Here is a 23,967-nt window from a genome sequence, read left to right as displayed (position 1 = left end):
AAACGGGTCGATTGAGTTTGGAGCGCTGGGCATGGTCGGGAAAAAGGAGACCCGAGATGTTCAAGATCACTGCATTACCAACTGACGAGGTTCGCGCCCTGCAGGCAGGCGGGCCGGATGCCTATGGCACCGTGCCAGAACGGGCTGTTTCGACCGGCGCAGGCAATCCTTGCCGCCATTGTCTGCAAAACATCCCCGAAGGCGAAGAGATGTTGATTTTGGCCCATAGGCCTTTCTTAGAGCCACATCCTTACGCTGAAACCGGCCCGATCTTTCTGTGTGCGGTCCCGTGCAAACGGTATAGCGGGGACACGATGCCCGAGATTTTGACCTCATCACCAGACTACCTCATTAAGGGGTATGGCGAGGATGATCGGATCGTCTACGGAACCGGGGCCATCACTCCCACAGATCAGATCAGTGCGAAGGTTAAGGACATCTTTGCCCGCCCAGATGTGACCTACATCCACGTCCGGTCCGCACGGAACAATTGCTATCAGGCGCGGATCGACCGGGTCTAAAGTTTGATCCGGTGCATGCCTCTGCGCGGCTGGTCCAGATCCTCGGCCGGTTCTTCGTTGCGCGAGGATGTCAGGGCGAGGAACACATCCTCTAGGTCAGCCTCTTCGGTGCGCACGTCGCGGATGCGGATATTGGCGGCGCGAACGGATTCCAGCACTTGTTCAGCACTGGTCTGGGCGCTGCGGTATTGCAGCACCAGACTGCCATCGTCGCGCAAGGCAGCCTCGACACCGTCTGTTGCGGGCAGATCGGTGACCGGGCTGTCCGGTACGATGACCATCGTACGGCTGTCCATGCGGCCCAGCAGGTTTGCCGTGCTGTCCTGCGCGATCTTCTCACCGTGGTTGATGATGGCGATCTCGTCACACATTTCCTGCGCTTCTTCCAGGTAATGGGTGGTCAGGATAATGGTCATGCCCTGTTCGTTCAGCTTGCGAACATTGGCCCAAAGCATTTGGCGCAACTCGATATCCACGCCAGCAGTGGGTTCGTCCAACACCAGAATCTTGGGATGGTGCACCAGCGCTTTGGCCAGCAACAAGCGCCGGCGCATTCCGCCTGACAATGTGCGGGCATAGGCCTCGGCCTTGTCGCTGAGGCCGACCAGTTCCAGTATCTCATCGCTGCGCCGCTGAGCCTTGGGGACACCGTACAGCCCGGCCTGAACCTCCAAGGCACCTCGTGGGGTGAAGAAAGGGTCCAGATTCAGCTCTTGCGGCATCACGCCAATTGCGGATCGGGATTGGCGCGGGTTGCGATCCTGATCGAAGCCCCAGATCGAGACGGACCCCGCCGATTTCACAACCAGGCCGGCAAGGATGTTGATCAGTGTCGATTTTCCAGCACCGTTCGGCCCCAGCAGGCCAAACACCGACCCGCGTGGAATGGTCAGGTCGATGCCCTTCAGCGCCTGTTTCTCGGGTTGGCCTTTGCCGCCCCGATAGGTTTTGCGCAGTCCACTGATCCTGATTGCCGCATCGGTCATGAGACCCTTGCCCCCGGTTTGCTCATCGCTCATAAACGCACCTAATGCATGCCCGCGAGGCCGACAACCAGTGAAGGATCGCCAGCCGTGACAATCGAAGCGCCGGAAACCAAGATCGTCGAGACCACCCGCGTCGCCTGTGACGGCGGCGAAGGTGCATTGGGCCATCCGCGCGTCTGGTTACAGATCCCCGAAGATATCGGTTGGGTCGAATGCCCATACTGCGACTGTAAGTATGTCCTGAAGGGTACAGAGCAGGGCTGATTGCTTGCCCGATCGGTTTTTGCCAAAATCTCGCCCCGATTTTCATCAGTATTGCGTTGGTACAGCCATCGTAGGTGAATGGAATGACGGACAGCACTGTCACTGATACAGCCAACCCGGTTTTTGGGTGCATCGGATTCTGTTTGGCCGCGTCGGCGCTGTTTGCTGCGTTGTTCGTGTTCTGGGCAGGGCCGTTTGCGCCTCAGCACTCCGCGGGCGTATCGCTGGGCGAACTGGCAGCCGAAATCGGCAAATCGACCCTTCGCGCCGCTGCCGGGCTAGAGCAACCGAAGCCAGTCGCCCCGACCCGTGATCTGGACGACTTTCTGCAGATCGGCGTTGCCATGTTGGGTGGCCTGGCGATTGTCGTCTCGGTCATCGGCATTTTGCGCCATGAGAAGCGACGCCCTGCTATCGCTGGGGTGGTTATTGGAACCGGGGCGATTTTGTTCCAGTTTTTCACATTTGCTTTTTTTGCAGTGCTTGGAGTGCTGGTCATTATGGCCTTGCTGAACAGTTTTTCGGATGTCTTCGCCGGTCTGTTTGGGGGTTAAGACACGTTCCTGACTGGTCTCCCGCGCGGCCCTGTGGCAGAACCATCCCTGACCGATAGGGAGCGCGCGCATGAGCAATTTCGGAAAAGGATGTCACCTGCATCTGATCGACGGATCGGCCTTTATTTTTCGGGCCTATCACGCGCTGCCTCCGCTGACGCGCAAGTCGGATGGTTTACCGATTGGGGCTGTGTCAGGCTTCTGCAACATGCTGCAGAAGTATGTCGAGGGGAATGCCGGTCCGGATGCGCCGACCCATGTGGCGGTGATATTTGACAAAGGCTCGCACACGTTCCGCAATGATCTGTATGACCTGTACAAGGCCAACCGCGAGGCAATGCCCGAAGACCTGCGCCCGCAGATGCCGCTGACCCGTGAGGCGACGAAGGCCTTCAACATCGCCTGCAAAGAGCTTGAGGGTTACGAGGCAGACGACATCATCGCGACCCTCGCAGTGCAGGCGCGCGAAGCCGGTGGGCGTGTGACTATCGTGAGTTCCGACAAGGACCTGATGCAGCTGGTCGGCGGTGGCGTTGAAATGCTGGATGCGATGAAGAACAAGCGCATCGACCGGGATGGCGTGGTTGAGAAATTTGGCGTTGGCCCGGAACGTGTTGTCGACGTGCAGGCATTGGCCGGAGACAGCGTGGATAACGTGCCGGGTGCTCCGGGCATCGGGATCAAAACGGCGGCGCTCTTGATCAACGAATATGGCGATCTGGAAACGCTGCTGGATCGGGCCGAAGAAATCAAGCAGCCCAAGCGTCGTCAGACCTTGATCGAAAAACGCGATCAGATCGAGCTGTCGAAAAAGCTGGTGCAACTGGACGAAAACACTCCACTGGATTTCACACTGGACGATCTTGAGGTCAAAGACCCCGACCCAGACACCCTGCTGAGCTTCCTGGCCGAGATGGAATTCCGCACCCTCACCAAACGCATCGCGGACAAGCTGGGGGCCGAAGCTCCGGTGATCCCGGACGCGCCCGCGCCGGTGGCCGAGGTTGAAGAGGCCGCCGCAATTCCTTTTGATGCGTCCAAATATGAATGCGTGCGCGACGCAGGTGCACTGCAAAAGTGGATCGATCAGGCCTATGAGCGGGGCTGGGTCGCCGTCGATACCGAGACCACCGGTCTGAACGAAATGATTGCCGATCTGGTCGGGATTTCTCTGTGTGTGGAGGCTGGAGAGGCCTGTTACATCCCGCTGACCCACAGGGATGGGGCGGCAGATGATCTGTTCGGCTCGGACGCGCTGGCCGAGGGGCAGATGCCATTGGAAGAGGCTCTGACCCTGCTGAAACCGATGTTTGAGGACCCATCGATCCTCAAGATCGGGCAGAACATGAAATACGATGCCAAGATTTTCGCGCGCTATGGCGTGAACGTCGCACCGATCGACGACACGATGCTGATGTCCTACGCGATGCATGGTGGTGAGCACGGGCATGGCATGGATACGCTGTCAGAACGGTATCTCAGCCACACGCCGATCCCGATCAAACCGCTGCTGGGGTCGGGCAAATCGGCGATCACCTTTGACAAGGTGCCGATTGATGAGGCCACAGCCTATGCTGCCGAGGATGCGGATATTACCCTGCGCCTGTGGAAGCTGTTCAAGCCGCAACTTCATCAGGTGCAGGTGACGACGGTCTACGAAACGCTGGAACGTCCGCTGGTGCCGGTTCTCAAAGAAATGGAGATGCACGGCATCAAGGTCGACCGCGATGTGCTGAGCCGTATGTCCAATGCTTTTGCCCAGAAAATGGCCGGATTAGAGGCTGAAATCCATGAATTGGCGGGTGAGAACTTCAATGTCGGCTCGCCCGCACAGTTGGGTGAGATCCTGTTCGACAAGATGGGGTTGGAAGGCGGCAAGAAGGGCAAGACCGGGAAGTACTCGACCGGGGCTGATATCCTCGAGGATCTGGCGACCGAGCATGAGCTGCCGCGCCGGGTACTGGACTGGCGGCAGCTGTCCAAGCTGAAATCGACCTACACGGATGCGCTACAGACCCATATCAACCCAGATACAGGCCGAGTGCATACGTCTTATTCGATCACAGGGGCGAACACTGGACGTCTGGCCTCGACCGACCCGAACCTGCAGAACATCCCGGTGCGGACTGAGGAAGGGCGGCGTATTCGTGAGGCGTTCATCGCCGAGCCGGGGAACGTCATGGTCAGCCTCGACTACAGCCAGATCGAGCTGCGCATTCTTGCGCATATTGCCGATATCCCCGCCCTGAAACAGGCCTTTGCCGATGGGTTGGATATCCACGCTATGACCGCGTCCGAAATGTTTGATGTGCCGCTGGACGAGATGACGCCGGATATTCGCCGTCAGGCCAAGGCGATCAACTTTGGTGTGATCTACGGCATCTCGGGCTTTGGCCTCGCGCGCAACCTGCGCATTCCGCGGGCCGAGGCGCAGGGGTTCATTGATCGGTACTTCGAACGCTTTCCGGGTATTCGCCGCTATATGGATGACACCGTCGCCTTTGCCAAAGAACATGGCTATGTACAGACCCTATTCGGGCGAAAAATCCATACGCCCGAGATCAATGCCAAGGGGCCGCACGCAGGATTCTCGCGCCGAGCGGCGATCAACGCGCCGATTCAAGGGACAGCTGCGGATGTGATCCGCCGCGCGATGGTGCGAATGCCAGATGCGATCAACGGGTTGCCTGCCAAGATGCTGTTGCAGGTGCATGACGAATTGCTGTTCGAAGTGGCCGAGGACGCAGTGGATCAGGTGATCGACGTCGCGCGCGATGTCATGGAAGGGGCATCCGATCCGGCGGTGAAGCTGGATGTGAAGCTGAGCGTCGATGCCGGGCAAGGGGCCAATTGGGCCGAGGCGCACTAGCGGCGCTGCTCATCAGGCCCGGCGGGCCCTCTTCGCAGCGGGTCAGTCCTGCGGTCTGACCCAGCCATCGACCATACGTTTTACTGTTGGCCCAAGGGTCAGGATCACTGCGAAAGCGATGGGCCAGCAAAACGCCCAGGACGCCATCCAGTCACTAAGTGTGCCAGGGCCAAAGCCCACCGCTTTGACCGTGGCGATGCCGGTGACGATACAGGACATCAGACCAGACATGATCAGGCCAAACACGGCATGGGCAAAACGGGCAGGGATCATATCGGGCATCCTTCGGGTCGCGATGACCCGGTTTTAGGGATTTTCGCCTCGATTGCCAGATCGAATAGGCGCGTGGGCGCTACATCCAGCCGAGGGAATGTTCCGTTCTGCGCGTGGATGGCGTGTATTCGGCGCTGACCCAACCGGAATAGCCCGAGGCGTCAAATGCTGCGAAAAGCTGCTTGAAGTCCGTTGGTCCTCTGCCGGGTTCGGATCGGTCGGGGGCGGCACCGATCTGGGCGTGCACCACTTTTGGATGATACTCTTCCCAGACCGCTAATGCGTCGCCATGGATCATGTGGGCGTGGAAGCTGTCGAATTGCAGGCCGACATTCGGGCGATTCACGCGATACAGTACCTGAACGGCCAGATCGTAATCGTTCAGGAAGTAGTCGGGTTGCGAAACGGGGTTCAGCGGCTCGATCGTGAAATGCTGCCCCGGCGCGACATCGGCAGCCCATTGAAGGTTTCGCACCATGCTGTCAAACGCATCCGGGCCCGAGGCATAGCCGGACATGATATGGATCAGTCCCGGGCGCAACACCTCGGCATAGCGCAGCACGCGGCGAATATCGGACTGAAACCGGGCCTCACCACCGGGAATGGCGGCGTAACCGGGCGCACCGCCGGTGTAATTGGGTGGCGGAGCGTTGATCAGAACCAGCTCGAGCCCATTGGCCAGCAGGGCGCGGCGGGTTTCCTTGGTTGCAACATCGTAAGGGAACAGAATTTCGACGGCCTGAAACCCGGCTTCTGCCGCAGCCTGAAACCGCTCCAGATACGGAAGCTCTGAGAAAAGCAGGGAAATATTCGCTGCGAATTTTGGCATATGCGGCCTTTGGTTAGCTGATGGATGGACCTTATCTGCGAGATGATTTCAGGGAAAGTGACTGAAAACGACAGTTTGTCGAAATTCGACCAGATCGCATCAGTTGAATCAGAGACGTTGCCGGTATCGCGGCGAATCATTTCTTAGGCGCCGTGCCAACAGAAGGTTTGAACACGATGGCGATGAGCCCGGACCCCGTGCGCGGGAACACCATCTCTGTGCCCGCAGGGCAGAGTTCTGCTTTGCCAGGCAATGGTTTGGCCGTAGCCTCCATGTTGACTTGGGCGGCTGGTTTTCCGGCGGCCGAGGTTCTGTTGCAGACATGGCCTCCGGTCGCGTTGTTCGTGACACGGCTGGCGCTGGCGGTGGCGGTGATGGTGCCGATCTGGTTTCTGATCGACGGGCCGCAAAGAGTTTTGCGGGCGCGATGGAGGCACGCCCTGTTGGTAGGTGGGATTCTCGGGGCGGGGATGTTCCTGATTATTCTGGCGCAAAAGCTGACCGATCCTGTGACCGTGGCCATCATCGCATCCTGCGCGCCACTTTTTGCCACTCTTATTGAACTGGCCACCGGGACGCGCCGGCTGCGGTGGAACTTTGCCGTCGGCGTTCTTGTGTCGATCATTGGCGGCTTGATCGCCACCAGCGCTGTGGCTCCGGCCCAGCTGGGGCTGGGTGCGGTCTGCGCCATTGTATCGACCGGCCTGTTCTGCTGGGCTAGCATGGCGACAGCGCGGGACTTTCCCGAGCTCAGCCAGACCGGGCGCAGCACTATCACCTTTGCGGGCGGTCTTGTGATGGCGCTTGTTTTGTTCGGCGTTGCGGCGCAGATGGGGATGGACGTGATGCCGACCGCTACGTTTGATGCGCAACAGGCAGGAATGTTGGTGATCTATGCTCTGATCGCGATGGGGTTGAGCCAGGTGTTCTTCATCGCCTCTGTCGGAAAGCTGGGCGTCGCGCTGGCGTCCTTCCATATCAACATCGCACCCTTCTATGTGATGCTGATCATGCTGGTGCTGGGGGACGAATGGAACTGGACCCGTGCACTGGGGGCCGCAATCGTAGCGGTGGCAGTTGTACTGGCACAGGACCGCAGGTCCCCAAAAGCCGCCTAGTCCGTTAAATCCTCGGACCGGATCAGAGGAAAAAACTGTCCGTCAGACCAGACCCCGAACCATCTATCTTTGTGGGTCGCGATGTCCACAAGCCGATAAAAGCTCTTGCGGTCGATGCGGGCCTCAAGGTTTGCGCGAACCAATACGTAGGGTGACGGCTCTTCTGTCGTTGAATCAATGACAATACGGATCGGATGGTCCGGCCCGGCGGTTGCGGTGTCGCCGACATGGGTCGTGAAGGTCAGGCTTTGCGCCTCATCTTCGCCCACGGCATCAAAATCCACGGCGACAAATGGCGCATCCTCGACGGTGATTCCCACCTTTTCGACCGGGGTCACGAGGTAATATTTCTCGCCTTCTTTCTTAAGAATTGAGGAAAAAAGCTTCACAAGCTCGAACCGGTTGATGGGTGAGCCTAAATAAGACCAAGACCCATTTTTTGCTATTCGAATGTCAAGATCGCCGCAAAACGGAGGATTCCACAGGTGAACGGGCGGCAAACCCTTTGTTTTGGCTGCTTTGACTGATGCTGCAATGCCATCAGGGGAAAGTGTAACAGGTTTTTGTCCGCTCATTACTTTTGCCATTTCCTTTTCGCGCGATACACTTCAATCATATTAGTCCACGGAAGGGAAAGTCATGACCGAACCTGCCGACCTCGTGTCCGAGATCGAAGCGCTGGAAGCCAAACTGCAAGAGGCCAAGGCCTCGATCACCCGTCGCTTTATCGGACAGGAAAGGGTTGTGGACCTGACACTGACCGCGCTGCTGTGTGGTGGGCACGCCCTGCTGATCGGTTTGCCCGGTCTGGGAAAGACCCGATTGGTCGAGACGCTGTCGACCGTGATGGGCCTTCATGGCAATCGCATCCAGTTCACGCCAGACCTGATGCCCGCCGACATTCTTGGGTCCGAGGTTCTGGACACCGCCGAGGATGGCAGCCGCCATTTCCGCTTTATTTCCGGCCCGATCTTCTGCCAGTTGCTGATGGCGGACGAGATCAACCGCGCCAGCCCGCGTACTCAATCGGCTTTGCTGCAGGCGATGCAGGAACGCACCGTGACAGTTGCTGGTGAAGACCGGTCGCTGGGAGAGCCATTCCACGTGCTCGCGACGCAGAACCCGATTGAACAGGAAGGCACCTATCCGTTGCCCGAAGCGCAGCTGGACCGATTCCTTGTACAGATCGACGTAGAGTACCCGGATCGCCAGACCGAGCGTGATATTCTGCTGGCGACAACCGGTGTCGAAGAAGAAGAAGCGCACGGGATTTTCACGAAAGAAGAGCTTTTGGCAGCGCAAGTGCTGCTGCGCCGGATGCCGGTTGGCGACTCGGTTGTTGAGCTGATCCTCGATCTGGTGCGTGCCTTCCGCCCCGAAGAGGCGGGCGTATCTGAACGCGTCGCAGAAACGGTGGCCTGGGGCCCCGGCCCTCGTGCGGCGCAGGCGTTGATGATGACGGTGCGCGCGCGGGCGATGCTGCAAGGGCGGCTGGCCCCGAATGCCGAGGATGTTCTGGACATGGCGCGCCCTGTCCTGAGCCACCGGATGGCGCTGAACTTCGCAGCGCGCGCGCGGGGTGACAGCTTGTCTGATCTGATCGAATCCACAGCCGCCGGTCTTGTCCGCACCGAGGCTGCGGCGTGAATGCCGCGCTGACCCTTCGCGAAAGATCCGAAGCCGAGGCGTCTCGGCTGCCGCCACTCTTGGCGCGGGCCGAACATCTGGCAGGAACGGTTCTGCTGGGCGACCACGGTCGCCGTCGCGCAGGGTTGGGCGATGATTTCTGGCAATACCGCCCTGCACAGATCGGAGACAGCCGCAGGATGATCGATCACCGCCGCTCGGCGCGGGGCGATCAGCAGTTTGTCCGCGAACGCGAGTGGCAGATCGCGCAATCGGTGATGCTGTGGGTGGATCAGGGTGCCTCAATGCGCTTTGCGTCCAATAAGAACCTGCCCACCAAGGCCGATCGCGCCCGTCTGCTTGGCTTGGCGACCGCGATCCTTCTGGTGCGCGGAGGAGAGCGTGTGGGTCTGACAGGCACAACGCTGCCGCCGCGACGAGGAAACGCACAGATCATTCGCCTTGCGCAGGCCTGGTCCGAGGATGCCGAGACTGACTACGCGCCACCCGAGCACCGAGCCATGATCCCACATGCGCGGGCGGTGTTCATCTCTGATTTTCTGGGGCCGATGGAAGAGGTGCGGCTGGCCCTGACCAAAGCCGCTGACCGGGGCGTGCGCGGGCTGGTGTTGCAGGTTCTGGACCCCGGCGAAGAAACATTTCCCTATCGCGGACGCACGATCTTTGAAAGCGTCGGCGGGTCCGTCCGTCACGAAACCCTCAAGGCCGGGGACCTGCGGGACCGCTATCTGGAGCGGCTTGCCGAACGCAAGGATGCTATGACGCAATTGTGTCGTGCAACGGGGTGGCAACTGGGGCTTCATCACACGGGTGAAAGCGCGCAAGCGGCTCTGTTGTGGCTCTATCGTGCGCTTGATGGGGGAACGGGATGACGGTTCTTGCGGGCATCGGCTTTACCGCACCATGGGTGTTGCTGGGTCTTCTGACCCTGCCGATCCTGTGGTTGATCCTGCGCGCCGTGCCACCTGCGCCAATCCGCCGGTTGTTCCCTGCAGTGACGCTGTTGTTGGGTCTGAAAGACGACGAAAGCGTTTCCGACCGCACACCATGGTGGCTGCTGCTGCTACGGATGCTGGCTGCCGCCGCTATCATAATCGGGCTGGCTGGCCCCGTTTTGAATCCTTCACGGGATCAAGCCGGATCGGGACCCTTGTTGCTGGTTTTGGATGCCAGCTGGGCTGGGGCGACGCGCTGGTCCGCCACGCTCGATCAGATCGACGCACAACTGACCGAGGCCGGACGTGCCGGGCGCACGGTCGCCATTCTCAGTCTGACCGAGCCCGAACCGCCAGTGTTCCAAGCGGCTGAGGCATGGCGCGGTCGCCTGCCCGGACTGGCTCCGATGCCGTGGCAGCCCACCGGTGCGCAGATCGACCAAACGATTGCAGCCCTGAATCAGGTCGAGGGCGGTTTTGACACCCATTGGTTCGGCGACCGCCTCAGCTATGACGGGCATGAGGCCGTCCTGTCTGCCTTGCGTGGGCGCGGTGAGGTGACGGTGTATCAAGCCCCGGCGCCCGCCGTGGCGATCCTGCCCGCCACATACCAGGACGGGGTCATTCAATTGGCCGCACTGCGGGCAGAGCCCGGCCCTGCGGAACGCATCACAATTCTGGCTCAGGGCCGCGACCCGGCCGGAGCGATGCGCATTCTGCAATCGATCGATATGGAATTCACCGGTGGTGAGACCCAAGCCCAGGTGGAACTGGCCCTGCCGTCAGAGCTGAGGGCGCGCATCACGCGGTTCGAAATTCAGGGCCAGCGCTCGGCCGGGGCAGTGACGCTGACCGATGACAGCCTGCGTCGGCGCGAGGTTGCCCTGATTGCTGGAACGCTGAATCGCGAGGGCCTCGAACTGCTGTCACCGCTGCACTACCTGACGCAGGTTTTGATCCCCACGGCAGATTTTGTTGAAGGCGGCTTGTTAGAGGTTCTCCCGGCCAACCCCGATGTGATTGTGCTGGCCGATGTGGCAAAGCTGTCCGGGACAGAACAGGCGGCGGTGGTCGAATGGGTCGAACAGGGTGGCCTGCTGCTGCGCTTTGCCGGGCCGCGCATGGCCGCCAGCGATCTGGGTCGTGATGCCGAGGACGCGCTGCTGCCGGTACGCCTGCGCAGCGGCGGACGTTCGGTCGGTGGCGCGATGAGCTGGGGTGAGGCCAAGGGTCTTGCACCATTCCCCGAGAACTCGCCGTTCTATGGTTTGCAGGTTCCTGACGACGTGACGGTCGCAACTCAAGTCATGGCGCAACCAGACCCTAATCTGGCGGATCGGGTGATTGCTTCACTGTCGGACGGTACGCCTTTGGTGACCCGCAAGGCGTTGGGTTTGGGACAGGTGGTGCTGTTCCATGTAACGGCGGACGCCGAGTGGTCTACTTTGCCGCTGTCAGGTCTGTTTGTCGAAATGCTGGACCGGCTCGCGGTGGCTTCGGCGGCAAAATCCCGGCAGGAATCGCAGTTGCAGGGCACCACTTGGGAGCCCATTCAGGTCATGGATGGGTTCGGCACCTTGTCCGACGCGGGCACCTTGGCGGGTGTCGACGGGGTCGAGCTGGTATCGGGTGACATTGGCCCCGAATTGCGACCGGGATTGTACGAAAGCGGCAAACAGAAACTGGCCCGCAACGTCCTGAGCGATGAGGCCGTGCTGACCCCTGCAGTCTGGCCCTCGGACGTGCCGATCAAGGGGCAAGAGGTCAGCACTGAAACGCCAATCGGGGGAATTCTGCTGAGCCTTGCGTTGTTGTTGTTGACCGTGGACGTGATTGCCTCGCTGGCGTTGTCCGGGCGGCTTGGGTTGGCCAAGGCCGCTGCGGTAGCCTTGGGCACGGTGTTGTTGGTCCCTGAGGCGCAGGCGCAGACGCCTGAGGAAACGGATTTTGCGCTGAACGCGACCAAGGAATTGGTGCTGGCCCATGTTCTGACAGGTGACGCGCAAGTTGACGACATAGCCGCCGCTGGCATGCGCGGGTTGGCGCAGACACTATTCTATCGAACCTCGGTTGAACCGGCAGAACCTATCGGCGTTGATTTGGAGCGGGATGAGCTTGCGTTCTTTCCTCTGCTCTATTGGCCGATCTCACCCAACCAGCCGCAACCCTCCGACGAGGCGTATGCTAAGCTCAACGCCTATCTGCGCTCGGGCGGCATGATCCTGTTCGACACCCGTGATTCGGATGTCGCTCGGTTCGGGGCGGCCAGTCCGAATGGGCGCAAGCTGCAACAGATCGCGGCACCGCTGAATATCCCGGCGTTAGAGCCTATTCCCGGTGACCATGTTCTGACCCGCGCCTTCTATCTGCTGCAGGATTTCCCGGGCCGATACGCGGGCACCGAGGTCTGGGTTGAGGCCGCGCCAATGGATGCAGAACAGATCGAAGGCATGCCCTTCCGCAACCTCAATGACAACGTGACGCCAGTAGTGATCGGCGGAAATGACTGGGGCGCGGCCTGGGCCGTTGATCGGAACGGTCAGGCGCTGCTGCCTGTGGGTCGCGGCTATGCGGGTGAGCGGCAGCGCGAGCTGGCCAATCGTTTTGGTGTGAATCTGGTGATGCATGTGCTGACCGGGAATTACAAATCCGATCAGGTGCACGTGCCTGCGCTTCTGGACAGGTTGGGGCAATGACTGGAACCGTCATATTTGATCCGCTGATCCCCTGGCCCGTTCTGGCCGTGGTTGCTGCGATTGCGGTGGCCGGTGTTATTCTGGCGCTCTGGCGCGGGCTGTCCGGCTGGGCATTGCGTGGATTGGCGGCCTTGGTTGTGATCGCGGCGTTGGCTGGTCCTGTCTATCAGATTGAGGATCGCGCCCCGCTGACCGATATCGTCCTGATGATCGAGGATGAAAGCGCCAGCCAAACCCTGTCGGACAGGGCAGAGCAAACGGCGCAAGCGGCAGAGGAACTGGCCGTTGAAATAGAGTCCCGCGATAATACGGAATTGCGCCGCATCCGCGTCGGCGATGGCGACGGTGATGAAGGCACGCAGGTCATGGCAGCGCTGAACGAGGCACTGGCCGAAGAGCCGCGCGCCCGGATCGCGGGCATTCTGGTTGTCTCGGATGGCATTGTGCACGACGTTGATCAGGCACCGGACCTGCCAGCGCCGATGCATCTGCTGCAAACCGGGCGCGAAGCTGATTGGGATCGTCGCCTGATCGTCCGAAATGCGCCCGCTTTCGCGATTATCGGAGAGCCCGTCACACTGACGCTGCGGGTAGAAGACAGCGGTGCCGCCCCTGCCGGTGCCACGTCCGCGCCACTGGAAATTTCGGTCGATGGGGGAGAAGCTCAGGAATTCACGATTCCCATCGGTGTGGACGTCGAGTTGCCCGTCACGCTGCCCCACGGCGGGCGCAACGTGCTGCAGTTCACGGTTCCGCAAGCCGAGGGCGAGCTGACCGACCGCAACAACACCGCTTTGATCCAGATGAACGGCGTGCGCGACCGGCTGCGGGTACTGCTGGTCTCGGGCGAGCCGCATCCCGGCGGTCGGACATGGCGGAACCTACTGAAATCTGACAGCTCGGTTGATCTGGTGCATTTTACCATTCTGCGACCGCCGGAAAAGCAGGATGGTGTACCGGTGGACGAGCTATCCCTGATTGCCTTTCCAACGCGCGAGTTGTTTCTGGAAAAGATCAACGACTTTGATCTGATCATTTTTGATCGCTACAAGCGTCGCGGCATTCTTCCTGCGATCTATCTGGACAACGTCACCAACTATATCAACGACGGTGGTGCTGTTTTGGTCGCTGCCGGACCTGACTTTGCCAGTGCTGACAGCATCTTCCGCTCGCCACTTGCGCCCATTCTGCCTGCCCAACCTACCGCCCGCGTGATTGAAGAGCGCTTTGTGCCAATGGTTACCGATCTTGGGCATCGCCATCCGGTCACGACGGATCTGGGCGACTCTGAGGATTGGGGCGCATGGCTGCGCCAGATCGACGTCAACCATCGCACGGGTGAGGTGTTGATGACCGGCGTTGATGACCGGCCGCTTCTGGTGCTGAACCGCGTGGGCGAAGGCCGCGTCGCTCTGCTGGCCTCGGATCATGCCTGGCTCTGGAGCCGCGGCTTTGAAGGCGGTGGCCCACAATTGGAGCTGCTGCGCAGGCTGGCGCACTGGATGATGAAAGAGCCTGAGCTTGAGGAAGAGGCCCTGTGGGCCGAAGCCAATGGTCAGTTGATGCGCATCATTCGCCAGACGCTTGGTGATGAGGTTGGACCCGTAACCGTGACCCGTCCGAATGGCGAAACGGTCGACGTTACCCTGGAAGAGGTCTCGCCGGGTCGGTTCGAGGCAATGTATTTCGGGCCTGAAATCGGTCTGTATCGCCTTGAAGAAGGGGATCAGTCTACGGTTATTGGGTTAGGCCCCGCCGCGCCCAAAGAGTTTGAGCGCACGATCGCGACTTCTGACATCCTGGACCCTGTCATGGCAGAACTGCGCGGCGGCGCTGCGCGTCTGGAGGAGGGGCTGCCCTCGATCCGGAACGTGCGCCCCGGGCGCCCGGCCTCAGGTCGCGGCTGGATCGGCCTGACCCCGCGCGACGCGTATGAAACGCGCGATGTTACGCAGGCTGGCTTGTTGCCGCCTTGGCTTGTCTTGCTGCTGGCGGGTGGCTTCCTTCTGGCAGGATGGTTGCGCGAAGGGCGGCGCTAGCGCGGTCCATTCGATTGCCTTTGTCTCTGGTCAATGGCTTAAACAGTTCTTCACGCTCTGCCCAGATGCTGTGTGCAAAGGACCCCGGGATCAGCAAAGATGAGTCTTGCAGGAAAACTGGCACAGGAACGGCGCGCGCGGCTTGCGTCTGAGCGGCTGCTTGAAATGAAACAGGCCGAACTGTCGGCCGCGAACCGCAAGCTGGGCTTGCATGCGATGGCTCTGACCAAGCGCATCGGCGAAACCCAGGCCGAGGTGGAGACGGTTCGCGATGAGAATGAAAAAGTCAAATCTGATCTGACGGTGGCAAATGCCAAGATCGAAGTGGCCGAGCGCCGACTGTGGCACTCGATCCAGACCATTCAGGACGGGTTCGCTTTCTTCGATGAAAGCAGCTGCCTGATCGGGGCCAACGCTGCTTATCTCAGTGTGTTCGAAGGGCTTGAAGAGGTTGCGCCGGGCGTGACCTATCCGCGAATTCTGGAAATCATGATCACCGAAGGTCTGGTCGACATCGGCTCAGAGGCCCCCAGCGAGTGGCAGCAAAGGTTGCTGAAGCGCTGGGCCATACCGCACCCGCAGCCCGAGGTTATTCGCCTGTGGAATGGACACTATATCAAGCTCATCGATCAGCGCGGTAACGGAGGTGACGTTGTCAGCCTGGCGCTGAACATCACCGCCTCTGTCCGGCATGAGGCCGAATTGACCGCCGCGCGCGAAAGGGCCGAGGCGGCAAACCGAGCCAAATCCGCCTTTCTCGCCAACATGAGCCACGAAATCCGCACGCCGATGAATGGCATCGTTGGGATGACCGAATTGCTGTCTGAAACGCCCCTGGACGAAGAACAGCGATTGTATCTCAATACCATTCGTAACTCGGGCGAAGCGCTGCTGGTGATAATCAACGACGTGCTGGATTACTCGAAGATCGAAGCTGACAAGTTGACTCTGAATCCCGAACAGTTTGATTTCGAACGCTGCATTCTTGAGGTCGCGATGCTGCTGCAGCCCAGTGTGCGCGACAAGGGTCTGACGCTGTTGGTGGATTATAATCTGTTCCTGCCGACGCTGTTTGTGGGCGACCCCGGGCGGGTACGGCAGGTTCTGACGAACCTTGTCGGCAACGCAGTCAAGTTTACGTCCAACGGGCATGTTCTGATCCGTGTCACCGGAGTGCCCAATCACGACGCGCATTCCTGCGACGTACACGTCGCCATCGAAGATACTGGCATCGGCATCGACAAGGACAAGATCGGGCACATTTTCGGCGAGTTCAATCAGGTCGAAGACGAGCGAAACCGCGCTTTTGATGGGACAGGACTGGGGCTTGCGATCACCAAGCGTCTGATAACGTTGATGGGCGGAACAATTTGGGTGGACAGCGAACCGGGGCAGGGTCATGTTTCGGTTTTCGTATCTCGCTGCCAACGGCTGAAGGCCCGCAGCCCGAGCCGCCGGATCTGAATGGCCGGCTGCGGCACGTGATGGTTGTCGAGGATCTGGCAGCCAATCGCGCAATCCTGTCCAAGCAGCTTGGGCGATTGGGCTCGCAGGTTACCGTTTGCGCATCGGGGAGCGAGGCTTTGGCCGCGTTGGGCGACAGTGTTGATCTGATGCTGTGTGATCATGATCTGCCGGACATGGACGGGCTGGAACTGGCCGTCACCTTGAAAGAGCGAGGGTGGAGTGATCTGCCGGTGATCGTGATGTCGGCCAATCCCGGTGTCATCCACGCACATCCTGCCCGCAACCTGATCGACGGGGTGCTGCAAAAGCCAATCCCCCGAGCCGAGCTGTATGCGCGCCTGATGGCGCTGGGTCAGTCGAAGCCGACCAAGAAGCAGACGGCCTCTGCCCCGTCCAATGAGCGAGCCGAACTGACTGCATCCGACGTGGAGCAACGCGTCATGCGCGTTCTTGCGGCCGAGGATAACCGGACCAACCAGTTGATCCTCAGGAAAATGGTCAAGGACCAGAACATCGATCTGCGCTTTGCCGGAAACGGGCTTGAAGCGGTGCAGGCGCATCTGGAATTCAAGCCCGACCTGATCTTCATGGATATTTCGATGCCGCAAATGGATGGCAAACAGGCCACTGGCGAAATCCGGCGGCATGAGATCGAAACCGGGCGGCATGTGTCCATCGTTGCTCTGACAGTCCACGCGATGGCGGGCGACGATCAGGGTATCCTTTCAGCCGGGCTGGACCACTACCTGACCAAACCTCTGCAAAAGCAGAAGATTCATCAGATGGTCCAGTCTCATAAGCCACCGGATTGCGCGCCGCTTATTGCCCCGGATGCTTCCCCCGAATAGGGTCAGGTCATGAGTGAAAATCGTGGATTTCAGCCCCGCGCTCTGGGTGAGATTGCCATTCGCTGCGCCGATATGGGCGCGATGGTTACGTTCTACGAAGACGTTATCGGCTTGACGCGCCTGAGCGGCGACCACAACAGCGCGATTACCTTTTTCAGATCGCGCCCAGTTTTGGTGGCCACACGCAAGTTCTGGCTCTGTTTCACCATTTGGAAGCGCCCCGGCCCGGGCTGCATCCGACAGGGTCGCAGACACCGGTTACGGGTGGCGGATCGTCCCTGCATCACATTGCCTTGTCGCTGCCCTTTGATGAGCAAGAAGCCGTGATGCGCTGGTATGATCGCCTCGGCCAACCCTACCGGGTCGAGCAGTTTGGCTGGATTGGCTGGCGGGGAATTTTTACCGAAGACCCCGAGGGCAATACCGTCGAACTGGTCGCCTACGACCCGTCCATGCTGGATCAGGCCTGATAGGGGCGCACGAAAACCGGTTTGTCGTCTTCCGACAACTCGGGACGGTATTCATAGCCGCCACTGTCGAAATCCAACAACCCTTTGGGGTCGGTCAGCCGGTGCTGGACGACATAACGCGCCATCGCACCGCGCGCTTTCTTGGCGAAAAAGCTCACGATCTTGGGCGTACCGGCTTTGTCTTCCATAAACACGGGGGTGATCACGCGCAGCTTCAACGCTTTGGGGTCAACCGCGCTGAAGTATTCCTGGCTGGCACAGTTCACCAAAACGTCTGACCCGATCTCGGCTCCTTGCGCATTCAAGGCCTTGCTGAGCTGATCCCGCCAGTATTCGTAAAGGTTCTTGCCGCGGCGGGTTTTCAGCTTGCTGCCCATTTCCAGACGATAAGGCTGAATTGCATCCAGAGGGCGCAGCACGCCATAAAGACCCGACAGAATGCGCAGGTGATCCTGCGCCCAGGCCATTTCTTCGGAATCTAGCGAAGCAGCCTCGAGCCCTTGATAGGTGTCGCCCGCAAAGGCCAGCGCGGCAGGGCGGGTCATCTCACCCTCGGGTGTGTCTGAGAACGCGCGGTACCGGTCGCGGTTCAAGCGGGCCAGATCATCGCTCAGGTCCATCAGCTTTTTCAGATCGCCCAGCGTCAGATTGCGGGCGGTTTTTGACAGGCGTATGGCATCGTCCTGAAAGTCGGGCTGTGTGACCTCAACATCCCGCTCTGCCCAGTCCAGCCGTTTGGCCGGGGAAATCACTACCAGCATATCCGCCCTCGTTCCTTGCCTGATCCGGGATACTTAGTCCGTCTGCCGCAGCACGTCCAGAAAGGCGGCCCCAAACCTTTCGTGACGGCGATCACCCAGCACTTTTTCCATCGACCGAGGATCGTCCGACCGCAGCTGCGCAACCTTGGCCAGTTGCGAGGCCGAGCACGTCAGCGGCTTGTCGATCCCATCGGGACCGCGCGATAACTGCGACTGCACTTCAAGCAAACGGTCATAGATATCGCCCTGATCCCGACCGGCCAGTTTGCGACGTGCGGGATGCACGGCTTCGACCTCGCCCGCGATCACCTCAAGGAAAGTGTCGCCGTATCGTTCCAATTTCTTCGCACCAACGCCGCCGATGCGGGCCATGTCGTCCAGCGTTTTGGGGCGTTTCTCAGCCATTTCGATCAGCGTCCGGTCGGGGAAAATGACATAGGCCGGAACCCGAGCGGATTCTGCAAGGGCACGCCGCTTGGCTTTCAGCGCAGACAGCAGGGGGGCGTCTTCCTCGGGTACCATCATTTTGACTGCAGGTCGGCGACCAGCTTTGCGCAGCGTGTCCTTGCGCAGGTTGATCTGTGCCTCTCCCTTCAGGATGGGCTTGGCGGCTTCGGTCATTTGCAGCGCGCCGTGGCGTTCGGGGTCAGGTCGGACCAGATCATGGCCCATCATCTGCCGGAAAATCGCCTGCCATTGTGGCCGCGACCAGTCCTTGCCGATGCCATAGGTCGACAGCTCATCGTGACGCCGCGCGCGGATTTTGTCGGTCTCGTCACCCAACAGGATGTCGATCAGGTGACCCGCGCCGAACCATTCCTCGGTCCGCAGGATCGCGGACAGGGCCATGCGGACCGGGGTGGTGCCGTCGAACACCTCGGGTGGGGTGTCGCACAGATCGCATTTGCCGCAGGGCTCGATCTGTTCACCAAAGTACCCAAGTAGGGTCTGACGGCGGCATTCCAGCGCCTCGGCCAACCCGAGCAGAGCGTTCAGACGGGCATGATCGGCCATACGCCGTTCAGGTGGGGCCAGCCCTTCGTCTATTTGCGAGCGGCGCAGGCGGATATCGTCGGGGCCAAACAGGGTCAGCGTTTCAGCGGGGCCGCCGTCGCGACCAGCGCGGCCGATTTCCTGATAGTAGGCCTCGATAGACTTGGGTAGATCCGCGTGGGCGACCCAGCGGATATCGGGTTTGTCGATCCCCATGCCAAAGGCAACAGTAGCGACGACAATCAGGCCATCTTCGCGGGCAAAGCGGGTTTCGACGATGCGGCGATCCTCCGCCTCCATGCCACCGTGGTAGTGACAGGCCGAGTGCCCTTCGGCCCGAAGAGCCTGAGCCAGAACTTCGGTCTTGTTGCGGGTGCCGCAATAGACGATGCCGGATTGCCCTTTACGCGCTTCGGCGAAGTCGAGGATTTGCTTACGCGGACCATCCTTGGCGGCAAAGGCCAGATGGATGTTGGGCCGGTCGAAACCACGCAGGAACTTGTTGGGAGCTGTGCCGTCGAACAGTTTCTCGACAATCTCGTCCTGAGTTTCCGCATCCGCAGTCGCGGTGAAAGCGGCCAGCGGTACGTTCAGAGCGCGGCGCAGTTCCCCGATGCGCAAATAGTCGGGGCGGAAATCGTGGCCCCATTGGCTGACGCAATGGGCCTCATCAACAGCGATCAGGCTGACATTGATCCGCCTCAGCATTCCCAATGCGGACCCGGCGGCCAGGCGTTCTGGTGTCATATAGAGCAGCTTTAGCCGCCCGGCCTCTAGCGCTTCCCACACCGCGTCGGTTTCTTCGGGCGTGTTACCCGAGGTCAGCGCGCCAGCCTCAACGCCTGCTTCCTGCAGCCCACGCACCTGATCGCGCATCAGGGCAATCAGCGGTGAGATCACCACTGTCACGCCGTCCCGCATCAGGGCAGGCAACTGATAACACAGAGATTTACCGCCACCCGTCGGCATAATCGCCAGCACATTTTCGCCCAGCGTGACGGCATCGACAATCTCTTCCTGTCCGGGGCGGAAATCGTCGAATCCAAAGACATCTCGCAGCATAGGTGCGGCGTCGAACATGTGCGGGGTTGCCCTGTTTTAAGGTTTATCTGCTCTTAAGACAGGACAATCACATACTAAGATTCGGTGAACAAGGCCTCAGACGAAATAGGCCACATTGTTGATCAGGATGATCCGCAGGGCGTATACGCCGATCAGCACCACCAGAGGAGTCAAATCAAGCCCGCCCATATTGGGCAGGATGCGGCGGATGGGGCCATAGATCGGCTCTAACAAGCGATTTAGCCCGTACCAGATTTGCCCGACCAGCTGTTGGTGCAGGTTGAGCACCTGAAAGTTGATCAGCCAGCTCATGATCACATGGGCCAGGATGATGAACCAGACAATGTCCAGGATCAGCAGAAGGATTTGGATCAGCGACAGCATGGGCACTCCGTTTGCACGTTTGCTGAGACGTAAGCGCCTGCGCGGCAAAGAGCAAGTGCAGGCCAACAGAACGCTTGCGAAATAACTGAAACAGCCGTCTTATTGATCTAACAATAAATTGGGGCGGTCATGGCAGAGATTTCCAAGCGCAAGCGCATCTGGGGCTGGTGGTTTTTTGACTGGGCCAGCCAGCCGTATCACACATTGCTGGTGACCTTTGTGTTTGGCCCTTATTTTGCCGGGGTTGCTGCCGGGTACTTTTCCGGAACAGGATTGGATGCCGAGGCCGCCGCCGCGCGCGCGCAAACCGTCTGGGCCAACTGTCTTACCATCACCGGGCTGATCATCGCCTTTGGGGCCCCTTTGCTGGGCGCGATGGCCGACGTCTCGGGTCGACGTATTCCTTGGATTTTTGCCTTTTCAGTGATGTACGCCGTGGGCTCCGCTGCATTGTGGTACACGATGCCGGACGGGTCGAACATGTGGCTTATGCTGTCGGCTTTCGGTCTGGGATTTGTCGGGGCCGAATACGCGCTGATCTTTATCAACTCGCAATTGCCCGATCTGGGTGACGATAACGAAGTGGGCGAAATTTCCGGTTCAGGCTTTGCTTTTGGATATTTCGGCGGGCTGATTTCGCTGGCCATCATGCTGGCGCTGTTTGTTGAGCAGGCCAATGGCAAGACGTTGATCGGGATGGATCCGATGTTCGGGTTGGATGCCGCAACCCAACAGGGCACTCGTTTCGTGGGGCCGTTCACAGCCGGGTGGTTTATCCTGTTTATGATCCCCTACTTCCTTTGGGTTCGAGATGATGCACCAACCGACAAGAAAGGCAGCGTGAGCGAGGCGTTGAGCTTGCTGGCCAAGTCGATCTCGAACCTGCGCCACAGGGTTAGTCTGGCCAGCTATCTGGGGTCGTCCATGTTCTACCGCGATGCGCTGAACGGGCTTTACAGCTTTGGCGGTGTCTATGCGCGGCTGGTACTGGAATGGGATTTGATCAAGATCGGCGTCTTTGGCATCGTCAGTGTTTTGGCCGCCGCCGCGTTTTCCTGGGTTGGCGGCAAGCTGGACAAGAAATACGGCCCTAAACCGGTAATTTTGGTGGCCATCTGGGTGCTGATCTTCGTCTGCACCACCATTGTGTCGATGGATCGGACGCAGATCTTTGGAATCTCACTGCCCGACGGGTCCGGCCTGCCGGATCTGGTGTTCTTTGGCTGCGGCGTGTTGATCGGCGGGATGGGCGGTATTTTGCAGTCTGCCAGCCGTTCGATGATGGTACGCCATACCGATCCCGAGGCCCCTGTTGAAAGCTTTGGCCTCTATGGCCTGTCCGGCCGTGCCACTGCATTCGCGGCCCCTTTGCTGATCGGAATTGCCACAACGGTGACCGGCAGCGCCAGACTGGGGGTGTCACCCATCGTTCTGTTGTTTATTCTGGGATTAATCCTGATGCGCTGGGTGAAACCGGAAGGGGATCAGAGCAGATGATTTTATTACGTTTTTTAGCAATGCTGGCCGTCATGTCCCTGGCGAATACCGCCACGGCGCAACCACTTGCCAAGCAGTTGTTTGGGGCGCAGAAAGCAAGTTCACAGCAAAAACCAGCGGCTTTCGGCAGTTATTCGCGCGGATGTGCTGCCGGGTCGGTGCAGCTGCCCGAGACAGGGCCCACATGGCAGGCGATGCGTTTGTCACGAAACCGTAACTGGGGGCACCCAGTTGCGATTGACTATGTGCAGGACCTCAGCAAGTTTGCAGCCAAACAACCGGGATGGAACGGTCTCTATGTTGGGGATATCAGCCAACCTCGGGGTGGGCCGATGACCTCGGGCCATCGATCGCACCAGCTGGGGCTGGATATTGATATCTGGATGCTGCCCGGCGACAACATGCGTCTCAGCCGTAAGGCGCGCGAGAATATCTCGTCGATTTCGCTGCGCCGGTCCAACGGGGCTTTCGTCAACCAGAACTGGACCAAACAGCACCATGCCGTGCTGCGCGAAGCGGCAAAGGACAAACGCGTTGCGCGGATTTTTGTCTTTCCCGGTGCCAAGGTCGAAATGTGTAAAAACGAAAAAGGCAATCGCGCTTATCTGCGCAAGATCAGGCCGTGGTGGGGGCATCACTACCATTTTCACGTACGGCTGAAGTGCCCTCGGGGCTCTGGTGGTTGCGTTAATCAGGATCCTCCGCCAAAAGGCGATGGTTGCGCCGAGGCGCAGCAATGGGTGAATAACATTCTCAACCCGCCCCCGCCCGACCCGAACGCCCCTGCACCCAAGCCACGACGGGAATACCGATTGGCCGACCTTCCTCAGCAATGCGTACAAGTCCTGCAATCCAACTGATCGCCGCCCTTTTGGTGGCTGGAGCGGTCTGGGCGGTCGATCACAAATCGGCCGCCCATCTTTCGCGCCTCACCTGGAGTTATCAGGCCGATTGGTTTGGCGGCTTCTCGGCTATTCATGTTTCGGATGACGGCAGTTACATCACCGCTATGAGTGATCGGGCCACCGTGGTCACCGCGCGGATTCAGCGTGACGGGGATCAGCTTTCGGGTGTGCAGATCACCGCGCACTGGCCTTTGCTGTCCAGCACAGGCCGGCCATTGACCGGCCCGGTCGGAGATTCCGAAGGCCTCGCCATGGCGCCGGATGGCGGTTTGTTTGTGTCGTTTGAGGGCGTCCATCGGGTGGCGTACTATGCCTCTCCCGGTGCGAGGGCGCAGGTTCTGCCGCGGCCTAAGGCGTTTGATGGCTTTGAAGACAACGGATCGCTCGAGGCGCTTGCGATTGATCGACAAGGTCGCCTTTACACGATGCCCGAGGAAAACCGGACCGCGCAGGGCGACATCCCTGTCTATCGTTGGGACGGCCAGAATTGGTCAACGCCTTTCGTCTTGCCGCAACAGGGCGAGTTTCTGCCGGTCAGCGCAGATTTCGGACCGGATGGCAGGTTGTACGTTCTGGAACGTGACGTGGGTTGGACCGGATTCCGCTCGCGCCTGCGGCGTTGGCAGATCAACCATGATACCCCGCAGGAAGAAGAGATTCTGTTCCAGACCGGCACAGGTGCGCATGACAATCTCGAAGGTTTGTCCGTCTGGCGCGACGATCAGGGCAGGTTGCGTGCGACCATGGTGTCCGATGACAACTTTCTGGCGCTTCAACGGACCGAGCTGGTCGAATATCTGCTGCCCGATTGACAGCGGTCAGCCAAAGGTCTAAACGCACGGCTTGCCT

21 protein-coding genes and 1 pseudogene are annotated in these 23,967 nt (G+C 59.7%); 15 read left to right on the top strand and 7 right to left on the bottom strand.

Annotated features, from left to right (window positions below; genetic code table 11):
* Positions 1–56 precede the first annotated feature (56 nt).
* Positions 57–521, top strand: a complete 465-nt coding sequence (locus GOV53_RS13410; RefSeq protein WP_170467395.1) for a DUF1203 domain-containing protein — start codon at positions 57–59, stop codon at positions 519–521.
* On the opposite strand, the gene GOV53_RS13405 is transcribed toward GOV53_RS13410, so the two are convergent.
* Positions 518–1,507 (bottom strand): ABC transporter ATP-binding protein, encoded by a 990-nt coding sequence (locus GOV53_RS13405; protein WP_170467551.1) that lies wholly within the window; start codon positions 1,505–1,507, stop codon positions 518–520. The genes GOV53_RS13410 and GOV53_RS13405 overlap by 4 nt on opposite strands.
* Positions 1,508–1,594: 87 nt before the next feature.
* Between GOV53_RS13405 and GOV53_RS13400 the strand changes: the two genes are divergently transcribed.
* From GOV53_RS13400 to polA, 3 genes are all read left to right on the top strand, one after another.
* Entirely contained in the window at positions 1,595–1,771 is a 177-nt protein-coding gene (locus tag GOV53_RS13400; RefSeq protein ID WP_170467393.1) for a zinc-finger domain-containing protein, read from the top strand.
* 83 nt (positions 1,772–1,854) lie between these two features.
* Positions 1,855–2,325 carry a hypothetical protein gene (locus GOV53_RS13395; RefSeq protein WP_170467390.1) on the top strand — a complete coding sequence of 157 codons (471 nt, stop codon included), beginning with the start codon at positions 1,855–1,857 and terminating at the stop codon, positions 2,323–2,325.
* A 70-nt stretch (positions 2,326–2,395) separates the two neighbouring features.
* Positions 2,396–5,194: a DNA polymerase I gene (polA, locus tag GOV53_RS13390; protein WP_170467388.1), complete on the top strand. Its 2,799-nt coding sequence runs from the start codon at positions 2,396–2,398 to the stop codon at positions 5,192–5,194.
* Positions 5,195–5,236: 42 nt separating this feature from the next.
* Here the strand turns inward: polA and GOV53_RS13385 are convergent, their stop codons facing one another.
* Both GOV53_RS13385 and GOV53_RS13380 read right to left on the bottom strand, forming a co-directional pair.
* Positions 5,237–5,467: a DUF2798 domain-containing protein gene (locus tag GOV53_RS13385; RefSeq protein ID WP_170467386.1), complete on the bottom strand. Its 231-nt coding sequence runs from the start codon at positions 5,465–5,467 to the stop codon at positions 5,237–5,239.
* Between the two features lie 79 nt (positions 5,468–5,546).
* Positions 5,547–6,296, bottom strand: a complete 750-nt coding sequence (locus GOV53_RS13380) for a hydroxypyruvate isomerase family protein (RefSeq protein ID WP_170467384.1) — start codon at positions 6,294–6,296, stop codon at positions 5,547–5,549.
* Positions 6,297–6,472: 176 nt separating this feature from the next.
* On the opposite strand from GOV53_RS13380, the gene GOV53_RS13375 reads away from it, so the two are divergent.
* Entirely contained in the window at positions 6,473–7,414 is a 942-nt protein-coding gene (locus tag GOV53_RS13375; RefSeq protein ID WP_254439282.1) for a DMT family transporter, read from the top strand.
* Here the strand turns inward: GOV53_RS13375 and GOV53_RS13370 are convergent.
* Positions 7,411–7,989 (bottom strand): DUF1285 domain-containing protein, encoded by a 579-nt coding sequence (locus tag GOV53_RS13370; protein ID WP_170467382.1) that lies wholly within the window; start codon positions 7,987–7,989, stop codon positions 7,411–7,413. The two genes, GOV53_RS13375 and GOV53_RS13370, sit on opposite strands and share 4 nt — an antisense overlap.
* A gap of 64 nt (positions 7,990–8,053) precedes the next feature.
* On the opposite strand from GOV53_RS13370, the gene GOV53_RS13365 reads away from it, so the two are divergent.
* From GOV53_RS13365 to GOV53_RS21335, 7 genes and pseudogenes are all read left to right on the top strand, one after another.
* A complete protein-coding gene (locus GOV53_RS13365; protein ID WP_170425948.1) occupies positions 8,054–9,061 on the top strand; it encodes an AAA family ATPase in 1,008 nt (335 codons plus the stop codon).
* Positions 9,058–9,933: a DUF58 domain-containing protein gene (locus tag GOV53_RS13360; protein WP_170467379.1), complete on the top strand. Its 876-nt coding sequence runs from the start codon at positions 9,058–9,060 to the stop codon at positions 9,931–9,933. Before GOV53_RS13365 ends, GOV53_RS13360 begins: the two co-directional genes overlap by 4 nt.
* Positions 9,930–12,692 carry a DUF4159 domain-containing protein gene (locus GOV53_RS13355; RefSeq protein WP_170467377.1) on the top strand — a complete coding sequence of 921 codons (2,763 nt, stop codon included), beginning with the start codon at positions 9,930–9,932 and terminating at the stop codon, positions 12,690–12,692. Before GOV53_RS13360 ends, GOV53_RS13355 begins: the two co-directional genes overlap by 4 nt.
* Positions 12,689–14,731, top strand: coding sequence for a hypothetical protein (locus GOV53_RS13350; RefSeq protein WP_170467375.1), 2,043 nt, complete (start codon positions 12,689–12,691; stop codon positions 14,729–14,731). The genes GOV53_RS13355 and GOV53_RS13350 overlap by 4 nt, the downstream gene beginning before the upstream one ends.
* Positions 14,732–14,830: 99 nt before the next feature.
* Positions 14,831–17,046 (top strand): annotated as a pseudogene (locus GOV53_RS13345) (response regulator).
* Positions 17,047–17,055: 9 nt separating this feature from the next.
* A complete protein-coding gene (locus GOV53_RS13340; RefSeq protein WP_254439281.1) occupies positions 17,056–17,373 on the top strand; it encodes a VOC family protein in 318 nt (105 codons plus the stop codon).
* Positions 17,373–17,516, top strand: a complete 144-nt coding sequence (locus tag GOV53_RS21335; RefSeq protein WP_254439280.1) for a hypothetical protein — start codon at positions 17,373–17,375, stop codon at positions 17,514–17,516. The genes GOV53_RS13340 and GOV53_RS21335 overlap by 1 nt, the downstream gene beginning before the upstream one ends.
* On the opposite strand, the gene yaaA is transcribed toward GOV53_RS21335, so the two are convergent.
* From yaaA to GOV53_RS13325, 3 genes are all read right to left on the bottom strand, one after another.
* On the bottom strand, positions 17,507–18,277 hold the full coding sequence (yaaA, locus tag GOV53_RS13335; RefSeq protein ID WP_170467373.1) for a peroxide stress protein YaaA: 771 nt from the start codon (positions 18,275–18,277) through the stop codon (positions 17,507–17,509). The genes GOV53_RS21335 and yaaA overlap by 10 nt on opposite strands.
* A gap of 33 nt (positions 18,278–18,310) precedes the next feature.
* Positions 18,311–20,350, bottom strand: coding sequence for a DNA helicase RecQ (gene recQ / locus GOV53_RS13330; protein ID WP_170467372.1), 2,040 nt, complete (start codon positions 20,348–20,350; stop codon positions 18,311–18,313).
* A gap of 78 nt (positions 20,351–20,428) precedes the next feature.
* Positions 20,429–20,716, bottom strand: coding sequence for a YggT family protein (locus tag GOV53_RS13325; RefSeq protein WP_170467370.1), 288 nt, complete (start codon positions 20,714–20,716; stop codon positions 20,429–20,431).
* Between the two features lie 129 nt (positions 20,717–20,845).
* Between GOV53_RS13325 and GOV53_RS13320 the strand changes: the two genes are divergently transcribed.
* From GOV53_RS13320 to GOV53_RS13310, 3 genes are read left to right on the top strand one after another with little or no spacing between them, the layout of a single operon-like run.
* A complete protein-coding gene (locus GOV53_RS13320) occupies positions 20,846–22,213 on the top strand; it encodes an MFS transporter (RefSeq protein WP_170467368.1) in 1,368 nt (455 codons plus the stop codon).
* Positions 22,210–23,073 (top strand): penicillin-insensitive murein endopeptidase, encoded by an 864-nt coding sequence (gene mepA, locus GOV53_RS13315; protein ID WP_170467366.1) that lies wholly within the window; start codon positions 22,210–22,212, stop codon positions 23,071–23,073. Before GOV53_RS13320 ends, mepA begins: the two co-directional genes overlap by 4 nt.
* Positions 23,046–23,930 (top strand): esterase-like activity of phytase family protein, encoded by an 885-nt coding sequence (locus GOV53_RS13310; protein WP_170467364.1) that lies wholly within the window; start codon positions 23,046–23,048, stop codon positions 23,928–23,930. Before mepA ends, GOV53_RS13310 begins: the two co-directional genes overlap by 28 nt.
* Positions 23,931–23,967 lie beyond the last annotated feature (37 nt).

This window comes from Ruegeria arenilitoris (genome assembly GCF_013035315.1).
GTDB classification, from domain to species: Bacteria; Pseudomonadota; Alphaproteobacteria; order Rhodobacterales; family Rhodobacteraceae; genus Ruegeria; species Ruegeria arenilitoris_D.
This window is presented reverse-complemented; position numbering and strand designations above follow the sequence as displayed.